This window comes from Streptomyces sp. NPDC059696 (genome assembly GCF_042733745.1).
Lineage (GTDB): Bacteria > Actinomycetota > Actinomycetes > Streptomycetales > Streptomycetaceae > Streptomyces.
In genome coordinates this window covers 1-1,550 of the sequence record NZ_JBHWFG010000104.1, presented here as the reverse complement: position 1 = coordinate 1,550, position 1,550 = coordinate 1, and the positions used below count along the sequence as shown (strand labels likewise).

Annotated in this window: 2 protein-coding genes and 1 pseudogene; all 3 read left to right on the top strand. The window is 65.2% G+C overall.

Translation table 11 applies throughout. The features are described 5' to 3' along the window. Positions 1-175: 175 nt before the first annotated feature. The 3 genes and pseudogenes from ACFV20_RS36885 to ACFV20_RS36875 all read left to right on the top strand — a co-directional run bounded on the left by ACFV20_RS36885 (position 176) and on the right by ACFV20_RS36875 (position 1,429). Positions 176-502, top strand: a complete 327-nt coding sequence (locus tag ACFV20_RS36885; protein WP_381115635.1) for a transposase — start codon at positions 176-178, stop codon at positions 500-502. Between the two features lie 53 nt (positions 503-555). After that, a pseudogene (locus ACFV20_RS36880) lies at positions 556-756 on the top strand (IS3 family transposase); the annotation flags it as partial. 40 nt (positions 757-796) lie between these two features. Further along, a complete protein-coding gene (locus tag ACFV20_RS36875; RefSeq protein ID WP_381115632.1) occupies positions 797-1,429 on the top strand; it encodes an IS3 family transposase in 633 nt (210 codons plus the stop codon). Positions 1,430-1,550: the final 121 nt, after the last annotated feature.

Sequence of the window (1,550 nt, the reverse complement as noted above, 5' to 3'; positions counted from 1 at the left end):
GTCTTTGAGTGCGGTGCCGAGGTTGTTCCAGGCGTTGGCTTCGCCGTGGGTGTCGCCGGTCTGTTGGTGGAGGTCGCGGGCGGTTTGGTGGGCGTGGAGGGCGTCGTCGAAGCGGCGCAGGTCTTTGAACCGTTCCGGGTTCGGTAGAGACTCGATTCCGTGAAAGGATTGAGTCATGGCACGCCCTTCCTCCTATCCCTCTGAGCTGCGTAAACGAGCGGTCCGTATGGTCGCCGAGGCCCGTGGTGACTATCCGAACGAGTCGGCCGCCTTGAGGGCGGTCGCCCAGAAGCTCGGGATTGGTTCGGCCGAGACCCTGCGGAACTGGGTGAAGCGGGACGAGGTCGACTCCGGTCAGCGTCCGGGGACGACCACGGAGGAGTCCGCGCAGATCAAGGCGATGAAGAAGGAGATCGCCGAGCTGAAGCGGGCGAACGACATCTTGAAGGCTGCGGCGAGTTTCTTCGCGGCCGAGCTCGACCGGCCACACACACGCTCGTAGCGTTCATCGACGAGCACCGGGCCCGCTTCGGCGGTGTCGAGCCGATCTGCCGCGTGCTCACCGCACACGACTGCAAGATCGCCCCTTCCACCTACTACGCCCACCACAAACGCCTCCGGGCCCCGGCGGCCCGCACCGTCCGTGATGCGGAGCTGAAGCCGCTCATCCAGCAGATCTTCGAGGTCAACTACCGTGTCTACGGGGCCAGGAAGGTCTGGCGTGAGCTGCACCGCCAGGGTCACCTCGTGGCCCGGTGCACCGTCGAACGCCTGATGCGCGAGTTGGGCGTCGCCGGTGCCGTCCGTGGGAAGAAGATCATCACCACGATCCCGGACGGCAGCGTCGAGCGGGCACCGGACCTGCTGGACCGCAACTTTCGTCGCGCCGGCCCCCAACCGCTGCTGGGTCGCCGACTTCACTCACGTCAGCACCTGGTCGGGAGTGGTCTACGTCGCCTTCGTCGTGGACACCTTCTCCCGCCGGATCGTCGGCTGGTCCGCCGCCCTGTCGAAGGAGACACGGCTCGTCCTGGACGCGCTGGACATGGCTCTGTGGCAACGCGACCGCGACGAACAGCCGTATCAGCGGGGCGAGTTGATACATCACTCCGATGCCGGTTCGCAATACACGAGTTTCCGACTCGCCGAGCACCTGGACGCCGCCGGCATCGCGGCCTCGATCGGCTCCGTCGGCGACGCCTACGACAACGCCCTCATGGAGTCCATGATCGGCCTGTTCAAGACCGAGCTGATCAAACCGGGGCGGCCCTGGAGGACGCTCTCCCAGGTTGAGCTGGCCACCGCGGAATGGGTCGACTGGTACTGCCACCGCCGGCTCCACGGTGAAATAGGGCACATCCCGCCCGCCGAATACGAGACCAACTACTACTTCACGGCCACGAAACCCCAGGTCACAACCACAAGCTGAAGTCTCTACCGAACCCGGGGCGGTTCAAATGGATCTTGCGCGCTGAATGATCGTGGTCATGGGGCGGGGAGATCTCACGGACGAGCAGTGGGCGTTGTTGGAGCCGTTGTTGCCGAAGAGG

What these genes read in the sequence shown, in the direction of transcription:
- ACFV20_RS36885 (WP_381115635.1), top strand. Translation starts at nt 176, where the DNA reads ATGGCACGCCCTTCCTCCTATCCCTCTGAGCTGCGTAAACGAGCGGTC.